Genomic DNA, 19968 nt, shown 5'->3' on the forward strand with positions numbered 1-19968 from the left:
ATTTACGGGAGTGAAACAGTGGATCTTGGGATCAAAGGTCGCCGCGCCATCGTCTGCGCATCCAGCAAAGGCCTCGGGCGCGCCTGCGCCGTCTCGCTGGCGGAGGCCGGCGTTCATGTCACGCTGACCGCGCGCGGCGCCGAAGCGCTGAAGAAGACGGCCGACGAGATCCGCAAGGCCTATCCCGATGTGACGGTCACCGAGATTGTCGGCGACATCACGACGCCGGCCGGCCGCGAGGCGGTGCTGAAGGCCTGCCCCGACCCCGATATCCTGATCAACAATGCCGGCGGCCCGCCGCCCGGCGATTTCCGCAACTGGACCCGCGACGACTGGATCAAGGCGATCGATGCCAACATGCTCACCCCGATCGAGCTGATCAAGGCGACGGTGGACGGCATGATGGCGCGCAAGTTCGGCCGCATCGTCAACATCACCTCGGCCGCGGTGAAGGCGCCGATCGACATTCTCGGCCTTTCCAACGGCGCGCGTGCCGGCCTCACCGGTTTCATCGCCGGCCTCTCGCGCAAGACGGTGATCAACAACGTCACCATCAACGGCCTGTTGCCGGGCCCGTTCGAGACCGATCGGCTCACCGGCACCGCCAAGGCCGAAGCCGACAAGCGCGGCGTCAGCCCTGAGCAGATCCTGGCCGAGCGCGCCAAGCTCAACCCGGCCGGCCGCTTCGGCCAGCCCGACGAGTTCGGCTACGCCTGCGCCTTCCTGTGCGGCGCCAAGGCCGGCTTCATCACCGGACAGAACATTCTGCTGGATGGTGGTGCGTTCCCGGGCACGCTGTAGTCGCGATTGCAGGTGTACTCCCTCGCCCCGTTCTTACGGGGAGAGGGTTGGGGTGAGGGGCTCTCTCCGCAAGCACCGTAAGAGTCGGACTCGCGGAGAATCCCCTCACCCGATCGCTTCGCGATCGACCTCTCCCCGCAAGCGGGGCGAGGTAAGCAAGATCACCGCTTCGTCGGTTCGTCCTCATCCTGCTGACTGGGGGCGGACGAATCGGCCGTCGTGCGCTCGCCGGTCCAGTCGACGCCGAATTCGTCGAGCCCGCCCGCGAGCAGATCGCCCAGCATCGGCTCGCCGAGCAGATAGTGCACCGTTTCGCGGCGCGGGCTGCGATACTCACTCCGCGCCTCCACGGCGCGGGCGCGCAGATCGTCCCAGTCATCGATCGTGCCGTCGCCGCGACCGAGCCAGGTCAGCGCGACGAGATCGAGCTGCTCGTCCTCGTTCAAGGCGATCATGAAGCTTCCGAGCTCTTGGACGACAGGGTCGGAGCCGTCGTCCTCGAGAACGTCGAGCGCATCGTCATCGCTCGGGTTCGAGCCGGAATCCGGATCGGAATCCCCTTCCTTGACGTCGAATTCGCGTGCCTTCTCGATGATGAAGGCGACCTTATCAGCGGAAATCGTAAGCTCCGGCATGGCTCTCTCTTCGGGTTTGTCTTTTCGGGTTCGTGCTGGGTTCCCGCGATAACGCCGCATCGCGTCAGATGATCCATTGCGCTCGATGGCGGAAAGCGTGCATGTTCCAGCGTCTTTCCGCGTCATTCCGGGGCGCGACGAAGTCGCGAACCCGGAATGACGGGATAGCGAAGCAAAAACACGAAGGATGCGCCGGATGCAGTGGAAGGTGGGCAGGGTCAAAATCACCAAGGTGGTGGAATTGGAGACGGTCGGGTCGACCCGCTTCATCCTGCCGCTCGCGACCAACGAGGAAATCCGCAAGCTGCCCTGGCTGATCCCGCATTTCGCCACTGAAGAGGGCCGGCTGAAAATGTCGATCCATTCGCTGGTGGTGGAGACGCCCGGCAAGCGCATCGTGGTCGATACCGGCCTTGGCAACGACAAGCAGGGCCGCAACGTCCCGACCTGGAACAACCGCAGCACGCCGTTTCTGGAGACCATGATCGCGGCCGGCTTTGCCCCCGACAGCATCGACACCGTGCTGTGCACGCATCTTCATGTCGATCACGTCGGCTGGAATACGAAACTGTCCGGTGGCAAATGGGTGCCGACCTTCCCGAAGGCGCGCTACGTTTTTGGCAGGACCGAATACGAGCACTGGCGCGACCATTCGAATGAACCGGACAAGGCGGCGGTGTTCAATGATTCCGTGCAGCCGATCGTCGATGCCGGCAGGGCCGATCTGATCGCGAGCGACCACCGGCTCTGCGAGGAGATCAGCATGATCCCGACCCCGGGCCACAGCCCCGGCCATATGAGCATCCTGATCCGGTCAGACGGCGAACAGGGCCTGCTCACCGGCGACGTCGCCCATCACCCCTGCCAGATGGCGCATCTCGACTGGTCCTCGACCGCCGATTCCGATCAGACGCAGTCTGCCAAGACACGGCGCGAATTGTTCGGCCGCTTTGCCGATACGCCGACGCTGGTGATCGGCGGGCACTTTTCGGCCGGGCATATCAGGCGGGACGGGGACGCGTTCAGGTTTGTGGCGCTGGGTTGATCTCCGTGTCCCGGACGCGATGCAGCGTGTAACGCTGCTCCGCAGAGCCGGGACCCATAACGTCGCACTCGGTCCCGGCTCTGCGTCGCGTCATTTCATGCCGCGCCGCGTCCGGGACGCGAGACTTACGACCGCCCACCGAATCCGGAAGCCTGCAATGCGGCCCGTTTTGGGCGGTTGAATTTCCCGCCGCCCTGTTCCATGAAGCTGTTAACCGATCGGTCCAATCTCCAGGGAGAAACGAGAATGAAGCTTGTTCGTTACGGCGAGAAGGGTGCGGAAAAGCCCGGCCTGATCGACAGATCCGGCCAGTTACGCGACCTGTCGGCGCATCTGAAGGACCTCACCGGCGAAGCCTATTCTCCTGAGTCCCTGAAGAAGCTGGCGGCGCTCGATCCCGCCTCGCTGCCCGCCGTGTCCGGCAAGCCCCGGTTCGGCGCGCCCGTCACCGGCATCTCGAAATTCGTGGCGATCGGCCTCAACTATTCCGACCATGCCAAGGAGACCGGCGCCGAGATCCCGAGCGAGCCGATCATTTTCATGAAGGCCAACACCTCGCTGTCGGGCCCGAACGATCCGGTCGAGAAGCCGCGCGGCTCGACCAAGCTCGACTGGGAGGTCGAGATCGCCGCCATCATCGGCACCCGCGCGAAATACGTCTCGGAAGCCGACGCGCTGAACCACGTCGCCGGCTATTGCGTCTGCAACGACGTCTCCGAGCGCGCCTTCCAGATCGAGCGTCTGGGCCAGTGGACCAAGGGCAAGTCGCACGACACGTTCGGCCCGCTCGGGCCGTGGCTCGCCACCAAGGACGAGATCAAGGACGTGCAGAACCTGTCGATGTGGCTCGACGTCAACGGCCAGCGCCGCCAGACCGGCTCGACCAAGACCATGATCTTCTCGATGGCCAAGTGCATCTCCTATGTCTCGCAGTTCATGACGCTCTTGCCCGGCGACGTCATCACCACGGGCACCCCGCCCGGCGTCGGCCTCGGCATGAAGCCGCCGACCTTCCTCAATGTCGGCGACGTCGTCACGCTCGGCATCGAGGGTCTCGGCGAGCAGCGCCAGGAGATCATCGCGGCGTAAGCCTCCGCTCTCTCCCCGTCATTGCGAGGAGCTCTTGCGACGAAGTAATCCAGGATCTTTCTGCGGAGACAGTCTGGATTGCTTCGCTTCGCTCGCAATGACGAAAACAACCGCCGGATGTTCATCAGGATCGTTCCATGAAGCTCACCTTCTCACCCGCTTCGCCCTTCGCCCGCAAGGTGCGCATCGCCGCGATCGAGCTCGGGCTGATCGACAAGATCGAGCTCGTGCCCGCGACCGTCGCGCCGGGCACGGCCAACGAGGACTATTCGAAGATCACGCCGCTGAAGAAGCTGCCGGTGCTGATCACCAATGACGGCGACGTCATTTTGGATTCCTACGTCATCGTCGAATATCTCAACGAGATGGCCGGCGGCAGCCTGATTCCCGATTACGGTCCGCGGCGCTGGAAGGCCAAGACCAATCACTCGCTGATCAACGGCATGCTCGATTCCATGCTGCTGTGCCGCTACGAGAAGATGATGCGGCCGCAGGGCCTGCAATGGCAGGCTTGGTCGGACGACCACTGGAACAGGGCCTGGACCGGCATGGCGCGCTTCGAGAACATGCTCGACGTGCTGAACGGCCCGTTCGACATCTCGCAGATCGGCCTCGTTTGCGTGCTCGGCTATGCCGACTTCCGCTTCGCCGATTGCGGCTGGCGCAAGGCCTATCCCAAGCTCGACGCCTTCCACCAGAAGATGCTGGAGCGGCCCTCGGTGAAGATCTCGGTGCCGCCGGCCGCATAACAGCGGGAGTTCTCATGAGCCTGAAATACGCGGTCGGCGATCTCACCATCCATCGCGTTATCGAGCAGGAAACCTCGTTCGTCCCGGCGCTGGAGATGCTGCCCGGCCTGACGGCGGAGGTGCTGGCCGAGAACCGGACCTGGATGCGGCAGGCCAGGGCACTCGACGATAACGATGTGCTGCTGCTCTGCTTCCAGTCCTACGTCGTGAAGACGCCGCACCACACCATCCTGATCGACAGCTGCATCGGCAACGACAAGCCGCGGCCGCAACGGCCGAAATGGAATATGAAGACCGACGACACCTATCTGCGTGCGCTCGTTGCTGCTGGATTCTCGCCTGATGACATCGACTTCGTGATGTGCACGCATCTGCATGTCGATCACGTCGGCTGGAACACGCGGCTGGAGAACGGCCGCTGGGTGCCGACCTTCCCCAAGGCGCGCTACATTTTTGCCAGGCAGGAATTCGATCACTGGTCCGCACAGAATGCGAAGGCGGAGGTGCCGCCATTCGCCGACAGTGTGCTGCCTGTGGTCGAAGCCGGGCGTCACGAGCTCGTCGGAAATGATCATCAGATCGGCGATCACGTCCGCATCCTGCCGACGCCCGGTCACACGCCAGGCCACGTCGCCATCACGATGGGACGCGGCAAGGACGATGCAGTGTTTTCCGGCGACCTCATGCATTCGCCGTTGCAGACGCTCTATCCGGAGCTGTCGATCAAGTTCGACGTCGATCAGGCCGCGGCAGCCGCAACGCGCCGCGGGTTTCTCGAGCGTTATTGCGACACCGACACGCTGTGCTGCACCGCGCATTTTCCCTCGCCGTCGGTCGGCAAGATCAAGCGCAAGGGCAACGGGTTCGTGTGCGCGGCGGTTTAGCGAGGTGCCGTAGGGTGGGTTAGCTCCGTGGCTGCGCAAAGCGCAGACGCTGAGCGTAAACCACCTCTTCAGGGTCTGCAGAAACAGAAGCCTACGATTCCACCCGAGTGGAGAATACCATGACCGCGCTCCCCGACATTCCCCTGCCCGCCGGCATCCGCTCACGCTATGTCGAGGGCATCAACGGCTTGCGCGTGCATGTGCTCGAGGCCGGCTTCGAGACCAAGGGCCGGCCCTGCATCCTGCTGCTGCACGGCTTTCCGGAGCTGGCGTTCTCCTGGCGCAAGGTGATGCCGGCGCTTAGCTCGGCCGGCTATCACGTGATCGCGCCGGACCAGCGCGGTTATGGACGCACGACGGGATGGCGTGCGGAATACGACGGCGATCTCGCGCCCTTCTCGCTGCTCAATCTCGTGCGCGATGCACTCGCCTTGGTGTCGGCGTTCGGCTACAGGCAGGTCGATGTGGTCGGGCACGATTTCGGCAGTCCGGTCGCGGCCTGGTGCGCCTTGATCCGGCCTGACGTGTTTCGCTCGGTGACGATGATGAGCGCGCCGTTCGGCGGACCGCCGCCGCTGCCGTTTGGCACCGTCGACATGCCGGCAAAGCCACCAGCCGAAGATCCTGTCCATCGCGAGCTCGCCGCGCTGCCGCGGCCGCGAAAACATTATCAATGGTACTACTCGACGCGCGAGGCGAACGCCGACATGCACCGCGCGCCGCAGGGCGTGCACGATTTCCTGCGCGCCTATTATCATCACAAGAGCGCGGACTGGACCGACAACAAGCCCTATCCGCTGCAATCGTGGTCCGCGCAGGAGCTGGCGAAGCTGCCGACCTATTACGTGATGAACCTGAACGAGACCATGGCCGAGACGGTTGCGAAGGAAATGCCGTCGCCGGCCGCGGTCGCCGCCAACCAGTGGCTGCCGGAGCACGAGCTGGCTTACTACAGCGCCGAATATGGCCGCACCGGATTCCAGGGCGGGCTGCAATGGTATCGCTGCGGCACCTCGGCCGCTTTCAACAGCGAGCTGCAATTGTTTGCCGGCCGCGGCATCGACGTGCCCTCCTGCTTCATCTCGGGCAGGCAGGATTGGGGCACTTATCAACGCCCGGGCGTGTTCGAGACGATGCAGGCCCGCGCGTGCACGAAGATGCTCGGCTGCCATCTCGTCGACGGCGCCGGCCATTGGGTCCAGCAGGAGCAGCCGGGCGAGGTGAGCCGGTTGCTGCTGGATTTCCTCGCAAGGGTCGGCACGGCCTGATTTGACCGGGGAACCACGGCGCCCTATATAATTTAGAACAATTCTAAATTATTGACAGGCCCCGCCGTGAAGAATTTTGCCGATCTGACCGAGCGCGAGGTGCTGGCGGTCGCGATCTCCTCCGAGGAGGAAGACAGCCGCATCTACATGACCTTCGCGGAGGATCTGAAGGAACGCTATCCCGACTCGGCCAAGCTGTTCGAGCAGATGGCCGAGGAGGAGCGCGGCCATCGTCACATGCTGCTGGAGATGTACGAGCAGCGCTTCGGCCAGCATCTGCCGCCGATCCGCCGCGAGGACGTCAAGGGTTTTCTGCGCCGCCGTCCGATCTGGCTGACCAAGAACCTGCCGCTCGACACCATTCGCCGGGAAGTCGAAACCATGGAGCTCGAGGCCGAGCGCTTCTACGCCAAGGCCGCCGAGCAGGCCGAGGACGTCAATGTGCGCCGACTGCTCGGCGACCTCGCCGAGGCCGAGAAGAGCCACGAGCACACCGCCGCCAGGCTGACCGACGAGATCCTGAAGCCCGACGTGCGCGCCGAGGAAGACCGCACCCGCCGGCGCATGTTCGTGCTGCAATATGTGCAGCCGGGCCTCGCCGGCCTGATGGACGGCTCGGTCTCGACGCTGGCGCCGCTGTTCGCTGCCGCGTTCGCCACGCACCAGAACTGGCAGACATTCCTGGTCGGCCTTGCCGCTTCGATCGGCGCCGGCATCAGCATGGGGTTTGCGGAAGCCTTGTCCGACGATGGCTCCCTCACGGGGCGTGGCTCGCCCTGGCTGCGCGGCATCACCTGCGGGGCGATGACAACCCTCGGCGGGCTCGGCCACACCGCGCCCTATCTGGTGCCCGACAGCTGGGCCAACGCGTTCTGGATCGCGACGGCCGTCGCCTGTGTCGTGGTGTTCTTCGAATTGTGGGCGATCGCCTTCATCCGCTCGCGCTACATGGACACGCCGTTCCTCCAGGCCGTGTTCCAGATCGTGCTGGGCGGGGCCATCGTGCTGGCGGTGGGGATTGTGATCGGGGCGGCGTAGCGGCCCACCATCGCTGTCATGCCCCGCCTAGTGCGCAATTGCGCACGGGGGCGGGGCATCCAGTACGCCGCGACCTATCGGTTCAATCACAACCGTCTCTGGAATACTGGATCGCCCGCCTTCGCGGGCGATGACAGATTGAGACACATCAATAACGATCAAACAGCGGTTGCAGCGTTCGGCCAAACTGCGCATCATCCTTCGACAACCAGAGCGGGAGAAAGCGCCGTGGCCAAATCGGAATGGAGTTTCAAGAGCGCCGTCGAGCTCTCGGCCGCGCTGACCGCAAGGAAGGTCTCGGCGGTCGAGCTCACGCAAGACGCGATCGGCCGCATCGAACGGCACGACGGCAGGATCAACGCGATCTGCGTGCGCGATTTCGATCGCGCGCTCGTTGCAGCGCGCGAGGCGGACGCCGCATTGGCGCGCGGCGAGCGCAAGCCGCTGCTCGGCCTGCCCGTGACGATCAAGGAATCCTTCAACATCGCCGGCCTGCCGACGACCTGGGGGTTCGTGCCGCAGAAGGATTTCAAGCCTGTGGAAGACGCGCTGGCGGTGGCCCGCATCAAGCAGGCCGGCGGCGTGATCCTCGGCAAGACCAACGTGCCGGTGGGCCTCAACGACTGGCAGAGCTACAACGACATCTACGGCACCACCAACAACCCCTACGATCTCGGCCGCACACCGGGCGGTTCGTCCGGGGGATCGTCGGCAGCCCTTGCCGCAGGCTATTGCGCGCTCGCCACCGGCTCAGACATCGGCGGCTCCCTGCGCGTGCCGGCATTTCATTGCGGCGTCTTCGCGCACAAGCCGACCATCAATGTCTGCGCGGCGCGCGGCGAGACCCCGCCGCCGTTTCCGGCCATTCCGCGCGAAGGCGACCTCGCCGTCATCGGCCCGATGGCGCGCACGGCCGCGGATCTCTCCTTGCTGCTCGACGTCATGGCGGGACCCGATCCGCTCGACGCCGGTATCGCCTACAAGCTCGACTTGCCCGTCGCACGGCATCAGTCGCTGCGGGATTTTCGTGTCCTGGTGATCGACAGCCATCCCCTGCTGCCGACTGACCGGGATGTCCGCGGCGCAATCGACAAGCTCGCAACCGATCTTGCGAAGGCCGGCGTCACCGTCGCACGCGAGAGCGCGCTGCTCCCGGACCTCGCGGAGGCGTCGCGGCTTTACATGCGCATGCTGCTGGGCTTCCTCGGCGCGTTCTTCCCTCCCGACGAGCTGGCGGATTCGCAGGCACGGGCGGGCCAGTTGTCGCCGGAGGACCGGAGCCTCGGCGCGGAGCGACTGCGCGGCACGATTGCAAGCCATCGCGCCTGGGTGCTCGACGCTGGCGCCCGCGCCGGCCTGCGCGCACAATGGCGCGCGCTGTTCAAGAGCTTCGACGCGGTGATCTGCCCGATCATGCCGACGCCGGCCTTTCCGCATGATCATTCGCCGGAGCAGCGCCTGCGAACTATCGGCATCGACGGCAAGGACTATCCCTATTCCGACCAGCTCGCCTGGCCGGGCATCGCAACGCTTCCGGGCCTGCCTGCGACCGCCGTTCCGCTCGGTCTGTCGAAAGACGGCCTGCCCGTCGGCGTCCAGATCGTCGGCCCCTTTCTCGAGGACCGCACGCCGCTCAAGCTCGCCGAGCTGATCGAGCGCGAGTTCGGCGGGTTCGTGCCGCCGAAGATGTTCGACGATTAGTGCCGCCGCGTCATTGCGAGCGAAGCGAAGCAATCCAGAATCTTTCCGCGGCAGCAGTCTGGATTGCTTCGTCGCAAGAGCTCCTCGCAATGACGGAGTAGAACAACTTCGAGATTCCGGGTTCGCGCTCCGCGCGCCCCGGAATGACAGGAAGGGACGAAGCACCATGAACAACGACCTCGAACAGCTCACGGCACTCAACCGCGACTATGTCGCCTCCGTGCAGGCCTGCGACGTCAGACGTTTCAACGAGATCCTTGCGCCGGAGTTCTACTGCTCCAATCCCGACAAGACGCTGGTGGACCGCGCGGCCTTCCTGGAACAGACGGCACGGCCCATCGCGATCCGCAACCTACATGCGCACGACGTCATCATCCGGATCATGGGCGACTTCGCCATCATCCACGCCGCGACTAGTTACACGACAGCCGATGGCCAACAGGCGAAGGGGCGATACACCGATTGCTGGGCGAAGAAGAACGGCAAGTGGCTCGCAGTGTCGGCGCATGTGTCGCGGTGAACTGAGGCAAGCCAGCCTAACATTCCGCTGTCATGCACCGATGACACCTGGTTTGGGGGCGGGTGCCAACGCTCAACTATCAGACACGATCCCGCCGCGCTGCGTCTTGCCCGCCTTCATGTTGGCGAAACCCTGATCTCCGACAGCTTCAATTTTCGCTGCAAGTCATTTCGATGGCTGCCTGTAAAGCAATCGCTAACCAAACAATCCTTTCCCGGGCAATGTGCAAACCGCACATCCGAGATTTATACGGCTGGCAATCGTTCGTCCGTCAAAACTGAAGGTCACGAACCTGACGAAGGGTACCGCTCAGATCCAAGAGTGACTGCGTGACAAATGAAACAATCGAGATAGGCTCGCTCCGCGAGCCCCATCATCGCGTCAATCCAGACCGATCGCTGCCTGAGAGATGGCGCATTCCCATCGTCCTCGTGATCGGGTGCGGGCTCATTGGCCTTGCACTCCGTTATCTCGCGCGGGAACACGCGACCGCCGACGCCGCTGAGTACATCACCTGGTATACCTTTGCGCGGAATCACGGCATTGACGGACTAGCCGAGGCTTTCACCAACTACACGCCGTTCTACAGCTACCTCCTGCTGATCGCCACCCGACTTGATGGGCTAGGTCAGCCGCTCTCCCTCGTGAAGGCGATCTCGGTCATATTCGAGCTCGGCTGCGCGATCGTCGTGGCCCGGATGGTCTGGCGGATCACGAGGGCGCCGTTGCGGGCGTCTTTGGCCTTCTGCGCGGTGTGGCTCGCGCCGACGGTGCTCTTCAACGGCGCAATGTGGGGACAGGCCGATTCAATCTGGACGTTCTTCGTGCTGGTGTCCGTGGCGATGTTCATGCGGCACCGAAATGGCGTGCTGCCATTCGCAGTCGCCTGCTCGGTCAAAGCCCAGGGCGTCTTCCTGGGACCGTTCGTGCTGGGCATGATTCTGCGCCGCAAGATCCACCTGGCATGGCTTGCCGCCATTCCGGGGGCCTATGCGATCCTCGCCATTCCGGTTCTGGTCGCCGGCAGATCCCTGGTCTCCGTGCTTGCAATCTATCTCGGCCAGGCCAACACATTTCATCACCTGACCATGAACGCAGCGAACGTCTGGGTGTTCGCAGGAGGAGCGCCGTACACAGCCGGAGTCGCCATTGGCCTCGTCGTCGCGGCAGCAAGCGGGCTTGCGCTCTCGATCTTCATCGCACAGTCCAAGCGGACCGGGCCGGAGTTCATATTGCTCGTCGCGTGCGCGTCGCTCATCTTGATGCCGTACCTGCTTCCCAAGATGCACGAGCGCTATTTCTACGGGTTCGAACTTGCGAGCATCGCCCTCGCCTGCGTCAACCTGCGCTATCTGCCGTTCGCGGTGATTGCCCAGGTCGACGGCGTGCTATCCTATCTCGCATTCGAGAGCGAGATCGTCATGGGCCTGTTGCCGGCGGCGCTCTGCAACACCTTTCTGGTGTTCTACCTCGTGCTCGATCTCCGCCAGGGCGAACGTGGATCTTGCTTTCCGAGATTGGCCTGGCTTGGCTTCGCCGCGTCGACCGCGGGACTGTTCTCCTATTTGCTGGTGGCAGGTGCCGGTTTGAACGTATCCCCCGCCTATATGCTCGCCGCGGGCCTTGCCGCGCTCATGACGCTGCTGCTCGTCAAGGAGTCGCGCTGCGCCTCGAGCGACGGTCCGGCCCCGTCGCATTGACCTCATGGGCTAGCTATCGAACATGATCACGCTGCGCAGCGTCTTGCCGGCTTTCATGTTGGCAAAGCCCTCGTTGATCTCGCTCAGCTTCAGCTTGGCCGAGATCCAGTCTTCCAGATGCAGCCGGCCACGCAGGTAGAAATCGACCAGGCGCGGCATGTCGACGCGGAAATGGTTGGAGCCCATCGACGAGCCCTGAATCTTGCGTTCGCGCAGGAAGTCGAAGCCGTGCAGCTCGATCTTCTGGCCGAACGGAATCATGCCGACGATGGTGGCGGTGCCGCCGGAGGCGAGCATGCCGAACGCCTGCTCGGCGGTCTCCTTGCGGCCGAGCACCTCGAAGGAATGATGCACGCCGCCATTGGTGAGGTCGCGAACCTGCTTCACGACATCACCATCCGCGGGGTTGATGATGTCGGTCGCGCCCAGCTTGGTCGCGAGCTGGAGCTTGGCCGGATTGGTGTCGATGGCGATGATGCGGCCGGCGCCCGCGATCTGCGCGCCGTTGATCGCGGCCATGCCGACGCCGCCGCAGCCGATCACCGCCACGGTTTCGCCGGCCGTCACCTTGGCCGTATTCACCACCGCGCCATAGCCGGTGATGACGCCGCAGCCGATCAGCGCGGCGAGATCGAGCGGCATGTCCCTGCGGATCTTCACGATGGCGTTCTCGTGCACCAGCATCTGCTCGGCGAAGGAGGAGAGATTGAGAAACTGGTGCAGCTTCTCCGGCTTCGACCACTGCATCCGGTTCGAGACGCCCGGCAGCATCTTCACGGTGGTGTCGGTGCAGAGCACGGTCCGACCCGTGGTGCAGTTGTCGCAGGTGCCGCAGAACACGGACAGGCAGGTGACGACATGATCGCCGGGCTTCACATAAGTCACGTCGGAGCCGACCTGCTCGACCACGCCGGCGGATTCGTGCCCGAGCACCGCAGGCAACGGATGCGGATAGAGCCCTTCCATGAAATGCAGATCGGAGTGGCAGAGGCCCGCGACCGCGGTGCGGATCAGCACCTCGCGCGGGCCGGGCTTGGGCAGGCTGATGTCCTCGATGACGAGCGGCTGATTGACTTCATAGAGGACGGCGGCCTTCATTGGTGTTTCCTCGTTGTTGTGTTTTCGTTGCGTGCAGGGACTCCACCTCTCCCATGGGGAGAGGTGAAGACCGAGCCTACGCCGCCAGAACCAGTTCGCCAACCTCGCTCATGCCCACGGCACGATCGCCGAGCAGCAGCGCGGAGATCCTCGCTTGCGCGGCATTTTCCGTCAGCCGGAACGGATCGCTCGGCGACACCCGATGGTCGATGACGAGGCGTGACAGCAGCAAGCGGCGCGCATCGCCGCGCATCTCGTGGATGCGATGCGCCTCCCAGGCGAGCGCGACGGAGCTTGCGACATGATAGAGCAGGCTGGTGGCGCGGCGCGCATCGGCCTCGTTCTCGGCCTTGCCCGCGACTTCGCGCGCGAAGCCGACAGCGCGATCGGTGAGGCCGCGCAGATGGTCGCGCCAGGCCTGCGGCACGGAGGCGCTGTCGTCGAGCCGGGTGTGCAGATCGGCCGCGAGCGCGGACTCCGCGCCGTGACGACCCACTGCGCGCCGCAGCGCATCGATCGCGACGATGTTGCCGGTGCCTTCCCAGACCGAGCCGAGATAGGCATCACGCAGCAGACGGGCGGTGGCGAATTCCTCGATATAGCCGATGCCGCCGCGCATCTCGAGCGCATCGCCGCAGACCTTTCGCGCATCACGCGTGGCACGGAATTTCAGCGTCGGGGTCAGGATGCGCAACAGCGCTGCCGCATCCTGGCTGCCGGCTTCGGCGCGATCGAGCGCGTCGGCGGTGAGAAAGCTCATCGACAGCGCCTGCTCGACCGGCAGCATGATCTTCAGCATCTGCCGCCGGCCCAGCGGCAGATCGATGATGCGCTGGCCGAACACCACGCGGTTGGTCGCCACCGTCATCGCATCGTGATAGGCGCGGCGCATCAGCGCGGTGGATTTGACGCCGTTGGAGAGCCGCGACGAGTTCACCATCTCGGCCATCTGCACGAAACCGCGGTCGAGCTTCCCGACCACGTACGCAATCGCGCCTTCGAGCTTGATCTCACCCGATGCCATCGAGCGGGTGCCGAGCTTGTCCTTGAGGCGCACGATCCGGTAGTGGTTCTGCGCGCCGTCGTCGAGGAAGCGCGGCATCAGGAACAGGCCGACGCCGCGCGTGCCTGGGCCGGCACCTTCGGGACGCGCCAGCAGCATCACGACTTTCGCATCGGCATTCGAGCAGAACCATTTCTCGCCGTAGAGACGCCAATGGTCGCCCTCCTGCACCGCGCGCGTGGTCAGCGTGCCGACGTCGGAGCCGCCCTCCTTCTCGGTCATGAACTGGCCGCCCTGGGTCAGCTTGCTCATGTCGGTCGAGGTCAGGCCGTCGAGATATCTGGCCTTCAGGGTCTCGCTGCCGAAATTTGCCAGCAGCTTGGCGCAGCCGTCGGTGACGTTGATCGGGCAGCCCATGCCAAATTCGGTCTGGTTGAACAGGAAGGTGAAGGCGTGCTTGGCGACAACAGGATATTTGTCCGGCCAGCCCATGATGCCCTTGCGGATCGAGAGCGCGTGGATGCCGAACTCGCCGAACGCGGCGTTCTCCAGCTCGCGATAGGCCGGGTGATATTCGATCCACTGCACGTCGCGGCCGAACTTGTCGCGCTGGTGCAGAATGGGCGTGTGCCGATCGGCAAGCCGGGCGCATTCGTCGAGATGGCCGCCGGCGAGCTCGCCGAGACGATCGAGATGTGGCTCGATGTGGCGGAACAGATTGTCCGGCAGATGGATGCGCAAAAGGTCCGCCAGCGCCGGATCGGCGCAATAGAAATTCATGCCTGACGTATCGGGCGCCAGCAGGCCGGATGGTGCGGCCGCGACATTTTGTGGCTGCGTTGTGACCGGCTTGTGCATGATCGTCCTCTTCGTTTCCGCCCGACGGCAATTCTTTGCGCTTGCCGCTTCGGATGATGTCGATCATGCTCCAGTCGCAAACAGCGATAAAGCCGCAAATCGTCAGGACGGCATGATCGCCGTGAGGGAGCAATTCGCCCTGCGGAATTGCGACCGCGCCGGCTGGTTGTCCGCGCGGATCATGCATAGATCAACGGCCACCGTTTCCGAGAGATCACCATGGAACACCCAAAATACAAGATCGCCCTCATCGCCGGCGCCGGCGAAGGATTGAGCGCATCGCTGGCGCGGCTGCTGGCCGCCCAGAACATTCGCGTCGCCCTTGCCGCACGAAAGATCGAGAAGCTCGGCGCGCTCTGCACCGAGACCGGCGCGAAGGCCTATGCCTGCAACGCCACCGAGCCTGACGAGGTGGAGCGGCTGTTCGGCCTCGTCGAGCGCGAGATCGGCACGCCCGATCTCGTCGTTTACAATGCCAGCGGCCGCACGCGCGGGCCGTTCGTCGAGCTCGTCCCCGCCGACGTTGCGCAGGCGATTGCGGTCAGCGCCTATGGCGGCTTCCTGGTGGCGCAGCAGGCGGCCAAGCGCATGCTGCCGAACCAGCACGGCGCGATTCTGTTCACCGGCGCCTCCGCCAGCGTCAAGGGCTACGCGCAGTCCGCTCCGTTCGCGATGGGCAAGTTCGCGCTGCGAGGCCTTGCGCAGAGCATGGCGCGCGAATTGTCGCCGCATGGCATCCATGTCGCGCATTTCGTCATCGACGGTGGCATCAAGAGCGCGACGCGCACCGAGCCGGCGGACAAGCCGGATTCGATGCTCGATCCCGACGCCATCGCGCAGAGCTACTGGAACGTGCTTCAGCAGCCGCGCAGCGCCTGGAGCTGGGAGCTGGAGCTGCGGCCCTGGGTCGAGAAATTTTGAAGGCAAGCTAACAACAATACCCGTCATTGCGAGGAGCGAAGCGACGAAGCAATCCAGACTGTCTCCGCGGAAAGATTCTGGATTGCTTCGCTTCGCTCGCAATGACGAGGAGAGGGAGGCGACATGACCACGGCAACCACCATCGATACCGGCACCGGCGAACTCCTCTGCGTCATCCGCGACCGCGTCGCGATCATCACGCTGAACCGGCCGGAGGCGCGCAATTCGCTGTCGGACGCTCTGACGCCGGCGCTGCGCACGATGATCCGGACCTGCGGCGAGAATCCCGATGTCGGCGCGCTGCTGCTGACCGGCTCGGGCAAAGCATTCTGCGCCGGCGGCAACGTCAAGGGCATGGGCGCGCATCGCGACAAGGCAAAGCTCGACATGTCCTTTGACGCCAAGGTTGCCGACCTCCAGGAGCGGCAGCGGCTGCTCACCGGCGCGCTGGTGTCGGTGCGCAAGCCGACCATCGCCGCCCTGCCCGGCCCCGCGGTCGGCGCCGGGCTCGCCATAGCCATGGCCTGCGACATCCGCATCGCCGCGCAATCCGCCTTCGTCGCCACCGGCTATGCCCGCATCGCCCTCAGCGGCGATTACGGCATCGCCTGGCTGCTCACCCGCCTCGTCGGTACGGCGCGGGCGCGCGAGCTGATGTTCACCGGCGATCGGGTCGATGCCGCACGCGCCGAAGCGATCGGCCTCATCAACCGCGTCGTGCCCGATGACGCATTGCAGACCGAGGCGTTCGCCCTGGCGAAATCGCTCGCCGAAGGCCCGCGCCTCGCGCTGCGCTACATGAAGGACAATCTCGACGAGGCCGTGCTGTTCGACTTCGAAACCGCGCGCGACCACGAAGCCGAGCGGCTGGTCCGCCTGACCACGACCGCCGACCACAAGGAGGCGGTGCAGGCCTTCATCGAGAAGCGCACGGCGGTGTTCACGGGGAAGTAGTCTTGATCCGTCACCCCCCGCGCAACGGCGAAGCCGTTGTCGCTCGAGGTGGCCGCTTCTTCAGCGGCCCTCGAAGGGCGACGGCCCGACAGTTGCTGCGGGAAATTGCACGGAAGCAGCGGGGCCGTTCATCCTTCGAGGCTCGTTCTGCTGAAGAACGCAGAACGAGCGCCTCAGGATGACGGGTTGGGCAAAAAAGCGCCCGGCTCTGGCTTGGCCAGGCCGGGCTTGCAGTCATGTCAGGCCGAGGCTGAGGGGCTGTCGGCCTGACGGGAAAGGGCGGCGAGGCGCCAGCTCGCGCAGGGAATGTCTTTGGGCGCGACACTGATCTCCTTGTCGAAGCGCACCAGCTTCCAGTCATCGGGATGATTGACGAAAGCGAAGCCGGCTTTGCGCGCGAGCGAGACCATGGCCTCATTGGAACGCAGCGTATCGCCGAACATGCGCTCGGCGCCAAGCGCAGCGGCGCGGCATTCGAGATTCTTCATGAGCGCGGTGGCGATGCCATGGGCGTGCCAGCGGTCGTCGACCGAGAGGCCGAATTCGAGAGTCGCAGTCTCGGGTTGGAAAGCATAGCGCGCTTCGGCAACGATGGTCTCGAAGCCGTCGACCATCATCGTTGCCACGATCGTGAAACGGTCGCGATCGCCGACCTCGAGGAAGTCGTGCAGCAGGCCCTTCGGCAACTCGCTGATCGCACCGAAGAAGCGGTTGTAGCGGGAGCGAGTCGAGAGCGAGCGGAAATAGTGCTGCAGCTCGTCGGTGTCGCGCGGCTCGACGAAGCGGACATTCAACGCTTCGCCTTGCCGGGTGCGCAGCACGTCCGAATATTGCTTGAGGTCTTCGAGGCGGAGGGTGCTCATGACACATGCCATGCGGAAAAGGGACCGCCGGCGCCCCCGCAGGCGGCGCCGGCCTGGCGGCCTATCAGGCCCGCCAGAAGGGTTTGTCGGCCTCGTAGGCAATGTCGGACCAGGACAGTCCGACGTCGTGGAGGTCGCGGGCGGTCCAGTTGGTGAGCTCGCGGCGGGTGCGATAGCGCTCATGCCACACGTGGAGGGTCTCGCCGATCTGGTAGAGCAGGCCGTGTGCATGATGATTTGTCATCGAATTGTCGGTCAACGTAGACATTTTCAGCTCCTGGAGCTAAGTTAACCGCTAATATCTGCTTCCTGTTGCGCTGCGACAAACGACAATTTGTACCTTTTCGCATGAAATAACGTCATGTATCCTGCCTGCCAAATGACTGCCAGATTGCCGTCCCTGAACGGATTGCGGGCGTTCGAGGCCGCTGCGCGCCATCTCAGCTTCACGCTGGCAGCCAGCGAGCTGAACGTGACCCAGACCGCGATCAGCCATCAGATCCGCAGGCTTGAGGAGGAGCTCGGCATCCGCCTGTTCATCCGGCAGAACCGCGCGCTAGCGCTGACGCCGGAGGCGCGCGACTACCTCCCGGGCGTCCGCGCCGCCTTCAACGACCTCCGCCTCGCGACCGATCGCCTGCTGCGGAAAGAAGACGACAAGGTGCTGACGGTGTCGACGCTGGCCTCGCTCGCGGCAAAATGGCTGCTGCCGCGGCTGACCGATTTCCAGGAACAGCATCCCGGCATCGACGTGCGCATCACCACCTCGACCAGCCTCGTCGACTTCCAGCGCGACAACGTCGATGCCGCGATCCGCTATGGCCGCGGCCAGTGGCCGGGCGTGCGCGCCGACTGGCTGATGGCGGACGAGCTGTTTCCGGTGTGCAGTCCGTCACTGCTGCGCGGTGACAAGCCGCTGCGCCGGCCCGAGGATCTGCGCAACCATCCGCTGCTGCACACATCCAACGCCAACAGCGACGACTGGCGGCTGTGGCTGACCGCGGCGGGCCTGCCGGCTGACATCGCAAGGCAGCCCGGCATCACCTTCGACATGATCTTCATGACCATCCAGGCCGCGATCGACGGCATCGGCGTGGCGATGGGACGGACCTCCTACGTCCAGGATGACATCGCCAAGGGCCGACTCGTCGTCCCCTTCAAGATCGCGCTTCCCACCGATGCCGGCTTCTACCTGGTCGCGCCGGAGAGCCGCCGCGAGCCGCCGAAGCTTGCCGCATTCCGGCAATGGATCGTCGCTGCAACGCAAAATAAAGCCTGAAAAATCAGCAGCTTCCTTCGGAAAACCGGTTGACTTGCCCCGCCCCACGCGGGAAGGGGTATGACAGATTGTCGCAGCATCAATCTGTCGCCTTGCCGGGAAAACGATCCCCGGCCGGCCGCGCCTTTCCTAGGGGAGCAACGCCATGGCTGGACCAGCCACCTCAACCAATTCGCCAGCGATCAAGTCGCGCATCGGCGCGATCCTGCGCGCCACGAGCGGCAATTTCCTCGAGCAGTTCGACTTCTTCCTGTTCGGCTTCTATGCCGCCGCGATCGGCAAGGCGTTCTTCCCTTCGACCAACGAGACGGCGTCGCTGCTCAATACCTTTGGCGTGTTCTGGCTCGGCGCCTTGATGCGTCCGGTCGGCGCAATCGTGTTAGGGGCCTATATCGACCGCATCGGCCGTCGCCAGGGCCTGATCGTCACGCTCGGCATCATGGCTTTCGGCACCGTCGTCATCGCGTTCTGCCCGAGCTACGCGACCATCGGCATCGCAGCGCCCGTCATCGTGCTGATCGGCCGGCTGCTGCAAGGCTTCTCGGCGGGCGTCGAGCTCGGGGGCGTGTCGGTGTATCTCGCGGAAATCGCAACGCCCGGCAATCGCGGCTTCTACACCTCGTTCCAATCGGCGAGCCAGCAGGTCGCGATCTTCGTGGCTTCGATCCTCGGCTTCATCCTGTCCGAGGTAATGCCGGCCGACACAGTGGCCGCCTGGGGCTGGCGCATTCCCTTCTTCGTCGGCTGCCTGATCATTCCGCTGATCTTCGTCCTGCGGCGGACGCTGGAGGAGACGCCGGCCTTCCTCGCCATGAGGAAGCATCCGACGACGCGCGAGGTGTTCGTCTCCGCACTCACCAACTGGCGCATCGTCGTGCTCGGCATGATGATCGCGATCCTGACCACGACGACGTTCTATTTCGTCACCGTCTACACGCCGACATTCGGCAAGACGGTGCTGAGGCTGTCGACGCAGGACGCGCTGCTGGTCACGCTGCTGGTGGCGGTGAGCAACTTCGTCTGGAACCCGGTCGGCGGCGCGCTGTCGGATCGCATCGGCCGCAAGCCGGTGCTGCTCGCCATCGCCGGCCTCTCGCTCGTCACCGCCTATCCGGCGCTGCACTGGCTGGTGGCGGCGCCGACCTTCGGCAAGCTGCTCGCGGTCGAGATGATGTTCTCGTTCTATTTCGGCGTCTACAGCGGCACCATGCTGGGCGCACTGGTCGAGATCGTGCCGGCGCATGTGCGCACCACCTGCTTTTCGCTTGCGTTTGCGCTCGCCGCCGCCCTGTTCGGCACCTTCACCCCGTTCGCCTCGACCTGGCTGATCGAGCGCACCGGCGACAAGGCCGCGCCCGGCTTCTGGCTGATGTTCGCAGCCCTGCTCGGCATCATCGCGGCCTCGACGGTCTATCGCGGCGGCGGCAAGGTGGCGCCGGTTTATGATGCAGTGCCGGAGCCGGTCGCGGGGCAATAGGACGGTGTCATTCCGGGGCGCCTCGCAGAGGCGAGCTCTGATGCGCAATTGCGCATCAGAGAATCCATTTCTCCCAGCATCTCTG

19 protein-coding genes are annotated in these 19968 nt (G+C 64.4%); 14 read left to right on the forward strand and 5 right to left on the reverse strand.

Translation table 11 applies throughout. The annotated features are described in order from the left end of the window. Positions 1–18 precede the first annotated feature (18 nt). The gene (locus ACVIIV_RS03740; RefSeq protein ID WP_456742968.1) at positions 19–801 is read left to right on the forward strand and encodes an SDR family oxidoreductase; all 783 of its coding nucleotides are present in this window, start codon (positions 19–21) and stop codon (positions 799–801) included. Between the two features lie 161 nt (positions 802–962). On the opposite strand, the gene ACVIIV_RS03745 is transcribed toward ACVIIV_RS03740, so the two are convergent. Beyond that, positions 963–1436: a DUF3775 domain-containing protein gene (locus ACVIIV_RS03745; RefSeq protein WP_456742969.1), complete on the reverse strand. Its 474-nt coding sequence runs from the start codon at positions 1434–1436 to the stop codon at positions 963–965. 196 nt (positions 1437–1632) lie between these two features. Between ACVIIV_RS03745 and ACVIIV_RS03750 the strand changes: the two genes are divergently transcribed. The 9 genes from ACVIIV_RS03750 (at position 1633) to ACVIIV_RS03790 (ending at position 11430) form a co-directional block, all read left to right on the forward strand. Then, entirely contained in the window at positions 1633–2481 is an 849-nt protein-coding gene (locus tag ACVIIV_RS03750) for an MBL fold metallo-hydrolase (RefSeq protein WP_456742970.1), read from the forward strand. 246 nt (positions 2482–2727) lie between these two features. Next, a complete protein-coding gene (locus tag ACVIIV_RS03755) occupies positions 2728–3570 on the forward strand; it encodes a fumarylacetoacetate hydrolase family protein (protein WP_456742971.1) in 843 nt (280 codons plus the stop codon). A gap of 137 nt (positions 3571–3707) precedes the next feature. Next, the gene (locus ACVIIV_RS03760; protein WP_456742972.1) at positions 3708–4319 is read left to right on the forward strand and encodes a glutathione S-transferase family protein; all 612 of its coding nucleotides are present in this window, start codon (positions 3708–3710) and stop codon (positions 4317–4319) included. A gap of 14 nt (positions 4320–4333) precedes the next feature. Further along, positions 4334–5203 (forward strand): MBL fold metallo-hydrolase, encoded by an 870-nt coding sequence (locus ACVIIV_RS03765; RefSeq protein ID WP_456742973.1) that lies wholly within the window; start codon positions 4334–4336, stop codon positions 5201–5203. A gap of 119 nt (positions 5204–5322) precedes the next feature. Next, on the forward strand, positions 5323–6471 hold the full coding sequence (locus tag ACVIIV_RS03770; RefSeq protein ID WP_456742974.1) for an alpha/beta fold hydrolase: 1149 nt from the start codon (positions 5323–5325) through the stop codon (positions 6469–6471). A 66-nt stretch (positions 6472–6537) separates the two neighbouring features. Continuing rightward, positions 6538–7509 (forward strand): iron exporter MbfA, encoded by a 972-nt coding sequence (gene mbfA / locus ACVIIV_RS03775; RefSeq protein ID WP_456742975.1) that lies wholly within the window; start codon positions 6538–6540, stop codon positions 7507–7509. 228 nt (positions 7510–7737) lie between these two features. After that, positions 7738–9210, forward strand: coding sequence for an amidase (locus ACVIIV_RS03780; protein ID WP_456742976.1), 1473 nt, complete (start codon positions 7738–7740; stop codon positions 9208–9210). Between the two features lie 166 nt (positions 9211–9376). Then, a complete protein-coding gene (locus tag ACVIIV_RS03785; RefSeq protein ID WP_456742977.1) occupies positions 9377–9730 on the forward strand; it encodes a nuclear transport factor 2 family protein in 354 nt (117 codons plus the stop codon). A 329-nt stretch (positions 9731–10059) separates the two neighbouring features. Next, positions 10060–11430, forward strand: coding sequence for a hypothetical protein (locus ACVIIV_RS03790; RefSeq protein WP_456742978.1), 1371 nt, complete (start codon positions 10060–10062; stop codon positions 11428–11430). A 9-nt stretch (positions 11431–11439) separates the two neighbouring features. Here the strand turns inward: ACVIIV_RS03790 and ACVIIV_RS03795 are convergent, their stop codons facing one another. Both ACVIIV_RS03795 and ACVIIV_RS03800 read right to left on the reverse strand, forming a co-directional pair. Then, on the reverse strand, positions 11440–12528 hold the full coding sequence (locus ACVIIV_RS03795) for a Zn-dependent alcohol dehydrogenase (RefSeq protein WP_456742979.1): 1089 nt from the start codon (positions 12526–12528) through the stop codon (positions 11440–11442). 76 nt (positions 12529–12604) lie between these two features. Then, a complete protein-coding gene (locus ACVIIV_RS03800; RefSeq protein WP_456742980.1) occupies positions 12605–14389 on the reverse strand; it encodes an acyl-CoA dehydrogenase family protein in 1785 nt (594 codons plus the stop codon). Positions 14390–14608: 219 nt separating this feature from the next. Between ACVIIV_RS03800 and ACVIIV_RS03805 the strand changes: the two genes are divergently transcribed. Both ACVIIV_RS03805 and ACVIIV_RS03810 read left to right on the forward strand, forming a co-directional pair. Continuing rightward, complete coding sequence (locus ACVIIV_RS03805) at positions 14609–15310, forward strand: SDR family NAD(P)-dependent oxidoreductase (protein ID WP_456742981.1); 702 nt, start codon at positions 14609–14611, stop codon at positions 15308–15310. A 123-nt stretch (positions 15311–15433) separates the two neighbouring features. Beyond that, positions 15434–16264, forward strand: a complete 831-nt coding sequence (locus ACVIIV_RS03810) for an enoyl-CoA hydratase (RefSeq protein WP_456742982.1) — start codon at positions 15434–15436, stop codon at positions 16262–16264. A gap of 239 nt (positions 16265–16503) precedes the next feature. Here the strand turns inward: ACVIIV_RS03810 and ACVIIV_RS03815 are convergent, their stop codons facing one another. Together ACVIIV_RS03815 and ACVIIV_RS03820 are read right to left on the reverse strand one after the other, a co-directional pair. Beyond that, a complete protein-coding gene (locus ACVIIV_RS03815; RefSeq protein WP_456742983.1) occupies positions 16504–17127 on the reverse strand; it encodes an N-acetyltransferase family protein in 624 nt (207 codons plus the stop codon). Positions 17128–17191: 64 nt separating this feature from the next. Beyond that, positions 17192–17395 carry a DUF1127 domain-containing protein gene (locus tag ACVIIV_RS03820; RefSeq protein WP_456742984.1) on the reverse strand — a complete coding sequence of 68 codons (204 nt, stop codon included), beginning with the start codon at positions 17393–17395 and terminating at the stop codon, positions 17192–17194. A gap of 111 nt (positions 17396–17506) precedes the next feature. Between ACVIIV_RS03820 and ACVIIV_RS03825 the strand changes: the two genes are divergently transcribed. Then, the gene (locus ACVIIV_RS03825) at positions 17507–18406 is read left to right on the forward strand and encodes a transcriptional regulator GcvA (protein WP_456742985.1); all 900 of its coding nucleotides are present in this window, start codon (positions 17507–17509) and stop codon (positions 18404–18406) included. A 145-nt stretch (positions 18407–18551) separates the two neighbouring features. Then, entirely contained in the window at positions 18552–19883 is a 1332-nt protein-coding gene (tcuC, locus tag ACVIIV_RS03830; protein WP_456742986.1) for a tricarballylate/proton symporter TcuC, read from the forward strand. Positions 19884–19968 lie beyond the last annotated feature (85 nt).

It is taken from the genome of Bradyrhizobium sp. USDA 4354 (assembly GCF_054060315.1).

Excerpts from the sequence above, each read along its gene's own strand:
- ACVIIV_RS03770 (WP_456742974.1), top strand. The coding sequence starts at position 5,323 with ATGACCGCGCTCCCCGACATTCCCCTGCCCGCCGGCATCCGCTCACGC.
- ACVIIV_RS03745 (WP_456742969.1), bottom strand. The coding sequence starts at position 1,436 with ATGCCGGAGCTTACGATTTCCGCTGATAAGGTCGCCTTCATCATCGAG.
- tcuC (WP_456742986.1), top strand. The coding sequence starts at position 18,552 with ATGGCTGGACCAGCCACCTCAACCAATTCGCCAGCGATCAAGTCGCGC.
- ACVIIV_RS03750 (WP_456742970.1), top strand. The coding sequence starts at position 1,633 with ATGCAGTGGAAGGTGGGCAGGGTCAAAATCACCAAGGTGGTGGAATTG.
- ACVIIV_RS03755 (WP_456742971.1), top strand. The coding sequence starts at position 2,728 with ATGAAGCTTGTTCGTTACGGCGAGAAGGGTGCGGAAAAGCCCGGCCTG.
- ACVIIV_RS03760 (WP_456742972.1), top strand. The coding sequence starts at position 3,708 with ATGAAGCTCACCTTCTCACCCGCTTCGCCCTTCGCCCGCAAGGTGCGC.
- ACVIIV_RS03825 (WP_456742985.1), top strand. The coding sequence starts at position 17,507 with ATGACTGCCAGATTGCCGTCCCTGAACGGATTGCGGGCGTTCGAGGCC.
- ACVIIV_RS03800 (WP_456742980.1), bottom strand. The coding sequence starts at position 14,389 with ATGCACAAGCCGGTCACAACGCAGCCACAAAATGTCGCGGCCGCACCA.
- ACVIIV_RS03805 (WP_456742981.1), top strand. The coding sequence starts at position 14,609 with ATGGAACACCCAAAATACAAGATCGCCCTCATCGCCGGCGCCGGCGAA.
- ACVIIV_RS03785 (WP_456742977.1), top strand. The coding sequence starts at position 9,377 with ATGAACAACGACCTCGAACAGCTCACGGCACTCAACCGCGACTATGTC.
- ACVIIV_RS03795 (WP_456742979.1), bottom strand. The coding sequence starts at position 12,528 with ATGAAGGCCGCCGTCCTCTATGAAGTCAATCAGCCGCTCGTCATCGAG.
- ACVIIV_RS03820 (WP_456742984.1), bottom strand. The coding sequence starts at position 17,395 with ATGTCTACGTTGACCGACAATTCGATGACAAATCATCATGCACACGGC.
- ACVIIV_RS03765 (WP_456742973.1), top strand. The coding sequence starts at position 4,334 with ATGAGCCTGAAATACGCGGTCGGCGATCTCACCATCCATCGCGTTATC.
- ACVIIV_RS03810 (WP_456742982.1), top strand. The coding sequence starts at position 15,434 with ATGACCACGGCAACCACCATCGATACCGGCACCGGCGAACTCCTCTGC.
- ACVIIV_RS03815 (WP_456742983.1), bottom strand. The coding sequence starts at position 17,127 with ATGAGCACCCTCCGCCTCGAAGACCTCAAGCAATATTCGGACGTGCTG.